Here is a 6,895-nt window from a genome sequence, read left to right as displayed (position 1 = left end):
CATCGAAAATGGAATGGCTGTAGCTGGTTCCGAAGCAGAGACCGGCCACGACGACGGCAATCGCACCGGACATCCCCAACTGATTGGCGATGCTGAAGGTTCCGGTCGCCAGAGCCAGCGAGGTCAGCAGATCAATATGCGGGTCACGCTGTCCCTTGAGCACACGAAGAGCAATCCACCCGGTTATCGCTCCAAGAAGACCACCACCGAGCGCTTCGCGGCAGAAGCTCATGGCAATCTCAGAAGCGCCCACCCCTTGACTGTCTCCAGTCGCCAGCCCGATCGTCACACCGAAAATGACGACGCCCACGCCGTCATTGAACAGGCTCTCGCCCGCAAAGACGGCCTGTAGCGGTCCTGGCAGTCCCAGACGTTTCAGCATTCCCACGACCGAAACCGGGTCTGTCGGAGCGAGGATAGCGCCGAGCACGATGCACCATGTAAAGGGAACGGCATGGCCCAGCAGCGGGAAAACACACCACGCCGCGACCGCCAGAAACGCCACGGCCAGAACGGTTCCCAGAATGGAGAGAGCGGTCACAGACATCAGCTTTGCTCGCAGATGCCCGACATCCACCTGCATGGCTCCCGCAAAAAGCAGCAGCGACAGGGCACCGTTCAGAAGTGCCGCAGGCAGATTGATCGCGCCGAGTACAGACCGTGGGAGAGCCTGAAGGTCATAGGCCGGGATCAGAGGGTTCAGGATCATGACCAGAAGCGAGGTCAGCAATGAGAAGACCAGAACGCCGATCGTGACAGGAACACGCAACGTATGGTGGTTGAGAATGCTGAAGCCTGCCGAGAGCGTCAGGAGTAGAGCAAGAAGGCTGATGGTATCCATGACCTCACCGCTGACTGCTCAGGCTCCTTACGTCAAGAAAAACCGAAAATAGTCCGCTATTCGAGAAGCTTAACCGGGCATTGAATGACAAAAATGAGGCGGGAGCTGACTTTCTACCAAGAAAGTAAATTCACTCTGTTCGCTTCGAAGCCAGTTCATAAATCTCATTATCGGCTCTCCGGCCAACGGCAATTACATAGATGACGATCCGTTCGTCGATGACCTGATAAACAAGGCGGTAACCATCTTTCAGAAGCTTGATCTTATAAAACCCTGATAGGTCGCGATGCAGTTCGTTTCCTGGAGAGTGAGGGTTCCAGATCAGCTTTTCCAGCTTCTTTTCAAATTTCTTACGCACGCTGCCGTCAAGAGCATCCCACTCTCTGAGCGCTCTGTCGTCGAATTCAAGACAATACTCTTTCATTCGCGATGACGGTTCTTAAGCTCTGCAAAAGTCATACGATGCTTTTGGGCAGGGTTTTTTAGGCGTTCGCGCACAATCTCGATAAGCTCCGCATCCTCGTCTGTGACAAGCCTCCGCTTGACGGGAGAGCGACCCGTTTCAGCAATATACGCGAGCGTATCGCGCAGTGCGTCAGAAAGTGAAATGCCTTGAGCCGACAACTTCTTAACTGCGGCTGCCTTCAGCGTTTCATCTACCCGGAATGTAACAGCAGACATACAAAGCCTCCTTGCGTGTATGCACATATGTATCACAGTTGTTGGTACAAATGAAGCGAAAGATGGTCGATGCTGATGTCTGCATTCGAGAAACCTGATCGGTTGCGGAAACGGCAGAAAAGAGGCGTAAGCCGACATTACGACGACGGAGACTGAGCTGAGATGAGCTCCACGTCACAAATCCAGATTGGCAACTCGCACCAGTCTGGTTCATTGTTTACCCGATGCGGCCATTCCATTCACCCAACGACGGCGACCTCCCCCTGTCGCATGCCCTCATACTGAAGGCCGCGCTGCTGACGATCGGCTATATCGAGGAACACGGCCCGATCGGCCTCACGCCCAGCAAGGCGCTGAAACGCTATTTTGTCGCATGAGCCGCCGAGGCATTTGACTGGCCCGGCTATACGGTTGAAGACCTCTATGCCGTCAATAAAGTCCTCAATGAACATGATTTCCCGCCGCTGGTGATCCTGCATGAGGTTCTGCTCAGTGCGAAGCTCGCAAGGCATTTCAAGGGAACCCTGCGGCTGACCGACCTGGCGAGAAAGCTCAAATCGGAGCCAGCCCGGCTCTGGATGCTGTTGACGACTCATCTTCTCTTTGTCATCGACCACAGTCCATACACCCGAAGCGAAGAGCCACTGCTCGGCAACTGGGACATCTTTCTCAACGTCATTAATATCGAAGCTCAGGTTGCCGTCACCGAAGAGCGGCTGTGTTCGGTTCTCTACGGGGGCGAGGAAGATGATATCCGTCGCCGGGATTTCAAGCTGACCGCCAGTCTTTACGTCCATGTCCTGCGACCGCTGTGCTGGGCAGGACTGCTCAACGAGCACCGAACAGGCTCCGGCTTCAGCAGACCGGATTTCTATACCAAAACGCCTTTATGGCCAGTAGCCCTCAGCCTTGAAACGGACCGTCACCTGCAACCGGTGACCCATCACTAACGACTGCCGGCTTCCACTCCGGCGCGATATCGCTCCAATACAAAAGGCGGCTCCCGGAGACCGGAAGCCGCCCATGATATTCATCGACAGATCTCACTCGGCTGCGACCGCATCATGACTATCGGTCATACGCGCCGCCCCTTCTTCCCTTTCAGTTCGCTCCGGCACGTTCGCCGTCCGCAGAGCCTCGGGCAGCCAGCCGGCGCCCTCAAGCAGCCTTTCGGCCGCCTGCGCCATGTCGTTCTTTTTCAGATGTGCAATACGCTCGGCTGCCTCACTTCCCCGCGCCTCGCGCACGGCTTCGAGAATACGGGCCTTGGTGACGCGGCCCAGATAGTTCTCCACCGTCGGCTGCCAGCCCGCTTCGACCAGATCAAGCGTAAGCGCAGTGGCGAGGCGGTCGGCTCGCGCCAGCCGTTCCCTGACGCTGCGTGCCAGAGACGGGCCATGGGACGATTCATGCAACGCGTTGATCCCGAAAGACAGGCAATGCGCCAGCAGGGCCAGACGGCTGGTGTCATCCAGTCCGTCGATCCAGCGCCACAACGCGTCCTCATCCTCCGGCAGATCGTGCTTCCAACCTTCGTTGCGCTGGCGCAGCGCATGAGCCGGCAGGCTGCCCGGCATGTCGGGGGAATGCACCGGCAGGGAGATTTCCCGAACATAGGCTTCCAGGCAGTCCGCGCCCGAGACCTGCCAGTACAGGTCGCGCATCAGCGTGTGGAGCAGTTCCGTCAGCGCGATATGCGGATTGCCGGCAAACGCATCGCGCAGGGCCAGCGTGCGCCAGGCCGTCAGTTCGGTCAGCAGGCGGTCGGAAAGCGGCTTGAGTCCGTCTTCTTCTTCGGGCTCGGTATCGAAGGTATCTTCCATCCCAATTCCTTCGACATCGTCACCCGTGCCGTGATGAACGACCGTGTCATCATATCCCTCGGACTCATCGTGACCATCCTCGGGCTCCACCGGCATATCCTCGGGCAGAACGAAGCCCCGTTCGACCAGCAACGTGCCGTCGGTATCGAGACTGACAAAGACGCCGGCTCGCTGCATGTCCACCGGATCGAAGGACACAGGGCGTTCTTCCAGCGCCTCAATGGCCTGCTCGATCTCGCCCAGGCGGATATCAACGTCTTCGGGGAATTCATCGGCCTGCGCGTATTCCGCCTCGATCGTTTCCTGCTCGCTGTGCAGCGCGGTCAGGCGGGCGGCTTCTTCTTCCAAGAGCACCACTGGCACACCGTCGATCTCCGCTAAGTGCCGTGTGTGCCCCCAGGGGAAGGATAGCGCCGTCTCGACCCATTTCCAGCCTTCGGCACGGACCTGTTCGGCCGCCTCCTGCAGCTTTTCCATCACCAACTGATCGAGCAGGGTCGGATCCTGCAGCCAGCCGCCGTCGTCTGCCTCGAACAGGTCACGCATGACGGGACCGCCGGCGGCAAGATAGACGTCCAGCCCGACAAAGCGCACCCGGCGATCTGACGCCCGCACGGTTTTCTCCGTCAGCATGCGGCGGATCAGATAGGGTTCGCGATTGTGGCTCTGGGCAATAATCTCCCAGACCTGTTCCTGACGGGTGTGGTCATCGCTGATCGAAAAGGCCATGAGCTGGTCGAGCTTCATGCCATCCTGCTCGTAGATCTCGCGCAGTTTGTCGGACACGGTCATCAGGCGCAGACGCTGTTTGACCACGGTGGGCACGACGAAGAACGCGGCCGCGATTTCTTCCTCGGACATGCCCTTCTCCAGCATGTCACGGAAAGCCCGAAACTGGTCCAGCGGATGCAGGGCCACGCGCTGGACGTTTTCGGCCAGGGAATCATCCTCGGCGAGAATGGCCGATCCTGCCTCACGCACGACACAAGGCACCGGGGCGGTTTTCGCCAGTTTCTTCTGCTTCACCAACAGTTCGAGGGCGCGGAACCGGCGCCCTCCAGCAGGCACCTCGTAGGCACCGGTTTCCGCCCCCTCACCATTCAGGACGGGACGGACGTTCAGGCTCTGCAGCAGGCCGCGGCGTTCGATGTCGCGGGCCAGTTCCTCGATCGACAGACCGGACTTCACACGCCGCACATTGGACTGCGACAGCACCAGCTTGTTGAAAGGAATATCACGGGACGCATTGAGGGCGATTTTCTGGATGGCGCTCGCCATGGCAGGACACTCCGTAACGGACGGGCGGAAGCCTCTCTCCCACCCCTGAATCCGTCACGAAAAACCCCACGTCCCTCTTCCTCTCTCCCGGCCCCACGAGAGGTCAAACCGCATCCACGGAATGGCACGGACACGACTTTACGGAAGCTACATCTGCTCCAGTCGATCTGCGAGTCGACACGCGTCACGATAAAATACGACCATTATAGTCGTTCAATCACTGATTTGTGATAGTGCCGACCATGATAGCCGCGAATGTTCGCGCGTATCCCCAAGCCCTCTCTGCACGGCGCATCTCCCTGTTTCCACGTATTTTTCTGTTCACGCCTATCCCGTCCGACCTCCACAGTGCTGTCAGAACCACTCACAGGTCCATGCAGAAAGGACGGGAAGATGGCACGCCAACGCGATACGATAGCGGGCAAGGTGCGGCTCGTTCTCGACGCCCCGGAGGCCAACGTGACACCATTACGCAATGGAGCCGATCCTCGGCTGGTCAGTCTGGTCCGGCTTCTGGCCCGTCAGGCCGCACGGGATTTCGTCAACGCTGAAGTGGAGGCCGCGAGGCGACGCGATCTCCAGGATTAAGGAGATGGGATTGTGAAAGTCGCGCTCTACGCCCGCTACTCATCCGACAACCAGCGCGATGCGTCGATCGAGGATCAGTTGCGCCTCTGCCGGCTTCATGCGGAGAAACAGGGCTGGACGATCATCGACAGCTACACCGACCGTGCCATCTCCGGTGCTTCCCTGCTCCGCCCAGGTATTCAGGAACTGATCCAGGACGCTACGCGCGGCCGCTTCACGATCATCGTGGCCGAAGCCATGGACCGGCTGTCGCGCGACCAGGAAGATATCGCCGGCCTGTTCAAACGGATGACGTTCGCTGGCGTGCGGATCATCACCCTCTCCGAGGGCGACGTTACCCACCTGCATATCGGCCTCAAGGGCACCATGAATGCCCTGTTCCTCAAGGATCTGGCCGAGAAGGTTCGGCGGGGGCTGCGCGGGCGTATTGAGGACGGCAAGTCCGGCGGCGGCAATTCCTATGGCTATGATGTCGTGCGCCAGTTCGATGCGAAAGGCGAGCGCATCCGGGGCGACCGGACCATCAACGAGGAGGAGGCCCGCACAGTCAGACGGATCTTCACCGATTACACACGGGGAAAGTCGTCCCGCACGATCGCCATGGAATTGAACCGGGACGGCGTTCCGGGTCCGCAGGGACGTGATTGGGGACCGTCCACCATTCACGGCAATCGGGAACGCGGCACCGGTATCCTCAACAACGAGATGTATGTCGGGCGCCTGGTCTGGAACCGGCTGCGTTATCTGAAGGATCCGGATAGCGGCAAGCGCGTCTCACGCCTCAATCCTGAATCCGAATGGGTGATCCAGGAGGTGCCGGAATTACGGATCGTCGAACAGGATCTGTGGGATGCCGTAAAGGCCCGCCAGGCCGAAACGACGTTCAGCCAGCCGGCACGGGGAAACGAGGCCCTCAGCGCGCAACGGCGTCCCCGCCATCTCTTTGCCGGGCTGATCCGCTGCGGCTGCTGTGGTGGTGGTTACAGCATGATCTCAAAAGATCTGCTCGGCTGCTCGACAGCACGCAACAAGGGCACCTGCGACAATCGGCTCAACATCCGTCGCGACGCCCTCGAAGCATCAGTGCTGAGCGGGCTGCGCACGCATCTGATGGAACCGGACCTGTTCAAGGAGTTCTGCAACGAGTTCACCCGCGAGGTGAACCGACTGCGCATGGAACTGGGTGCCGATCTCGCAGCAATGCGGAATGAAATTCCCCGCATCGACAGAGAACTGGATAAGCTTCTGAATCTTATCCTTGCCTCAGATGACATTGAGGCATCCAAGCGGGTCATGAAAAAAATGACGACGCTCGAAGCCCGCAAGGAGGAACTGGAACAGAAAGTCGCCAATACCGAGGAGCCGCCTCCCCTTCTCCATCCGAACATGGCGGAGATCTACCAGCAGCGGATCACGTCTCTTTATGAGAGCCTTCAGGCCGAAGAGACGAAGACCGAGGCTGCCGAGCGCCTGCGCACACTGGTCTCGCAGATCACGCTCCAGCCGACCGACGGCGAACTGACGATCATCCTGCGCGGCGACCTAGCGGCGATCCTGCAGTTCGCGGCGCACAAGAAAAACGCCACGGTCCATCCGGACAGTGGCGTTCTCGATGCGTTCGTATCGCAAGTATCGTTGGTTGCGGGGATAGGATTTGAACCTATGACCTTCAGGTTATGAGCCT

Annotated in this window: 6 protein-coding genes and 1 pseudogene; 3 read left to right on the top strand and 4 right to left on the bottom strand. The window is 58.9% G+C overall.

The window, feature by feature from the left end:
- The 3 genes from Abin_RS10220 to Abin_RS10210 form a co-directional block, all read right to left on the bottom strand.
- Positions 1 to 841 (bottom strand): cation:proton antiporter domain-containing protein (locus Abin_RS10220; protein WP_048846587.1); only part of this gene is annotated, 841 nt, incomplete at its 3' end.
- Between the two features lie 130 nt (positions 842 to 971).
- Positions 972 to 1,265, bottom strand: a complete 294-nt coding sequence (locus Abin_RS10215) for a type II toxin-antitoxin system RelE family toxin (RefSeq protein ID WP_003618711.1) — start codon at positions 1,263 to 1,265, stop codon at positions 972 to 974.
- Complete coding sequence (locus tag Abin_RS10210) at positions 1,262 to 1,522, bottom strand: type II toxin-antitoxin system RelB/DinJ family antitoxin (RefSeq protein ID WP_003618686.1); 261 nt, start codon at positions 1,520 to 1,522, stop codon at positions 1,262 to 1,264. The genes Abin_RS10215 and Abin_RS10210 overlap by 4 nt, the downstream gene beginning before the upstream one ends.
- A gap of 224 nt (positions 1,523 to 1,746) precedes the next feature.
- On the opposite strand from Abin_RS10210, the pseudogene Abin_RS10205 reads away from it, so the two are divergent.
- A pseudogene (locus tag Abin_RS10205) lies at positions 1,747 to 2,472 on the top strand (hypothetical protein).
- 93 nt (positions 2,473 to 2,565) lie between these two features.
- On the opposite strand, the gene Abin_RS10200 reads toward Abin_RS10205, so the two are convergent.
- The gene (locus tag Abin_RS10200; protein WP_048846583.1) at positions 2,566 to 4,623 is read right to left on the bottom strand and encodes a ParB/RepB/Spo0J family partition protein; all 2,058 of its coding nucleotides are present in this window, start codon (positions 4,621 to 4,623) and stop codon (positions 2,566 to 2,568) included.
- Positions 4,624 to 5,016: 393 nt separating this feature from the next.
- Between Abin_RS10200 and Abin_RS10195 the strand changes: the two genes are divergently transcribed.
- Both Abin_RS10195 and Abin_RS10190 read left to right on the top strand, forming a co-directional pair.
- Entirely contained in the window at positions 5,017 to 5,211 is a 195-nt protein-coding gene (locus Abin_RS10195) for a hypothetical protein (protein WP_048846582.1), read from the top strand.
- A 12-nt stretch (positions 5,212 to 5,223) separates the two neighbouring features.
- Positions 5,224 to 6,891 (top strand): recombinase family protein, encoded by a 1,668-nt coding sequence (locus Abin_RS10190; RefSeq protein ID WP_048846579.1) that lies wholly within the window; start codon positions 5,224 to 5,226, stop codon positions 6,889 to 6,891.
- Positions 6,892 to 6,895 lie beyond the last annotated feature (4 nt).

Source organism: Acetobacter indonesiensis, assembly GCF_000963945.1.
GTDB lineage: Bacteria > Pseudomonadota > Alphaproteobacteria > Acetobacterales > Acetobacteraceae > Acetobacter > Acetobacter indonesiensis.
This window is presented reverse-complemented; position numbering and strand designations above follow the sequence as displayed.

Excerpts from the sequence above, each read along its gene's own strand:
- Abin_RS10215 (WP_003618711.1), bottom strand. The coding sequence starts at position 1,265 with ATGAAAGAGTATTGTCTTGAATTCGACGACAGAGCGCTCAGAGAGTGG.
- Abin_RS10210 (WP_003618686.1), bottom strand. The coding sequence starts at position 1,522 with ATGTCTGCTGTTACATTCCGGGTAGATGAAACGCTGAAGGCAGCCGCA.
- Abin_RS10200 (WP_048846583.1), bottom strand. The coding sequence starts at position 4,623 with ATGGCGAGCGCCATCCAGAAAATCGCCCTCAATGCGTCCCGTGATATT.
- Abin_RS10195 (WP_048846582.1), top strand. The coding sequence starts at position 5,017 with ATGGCACGCCAACGCGATACGATAGCGGGCAAGGTGCGGCTCGTTCTC.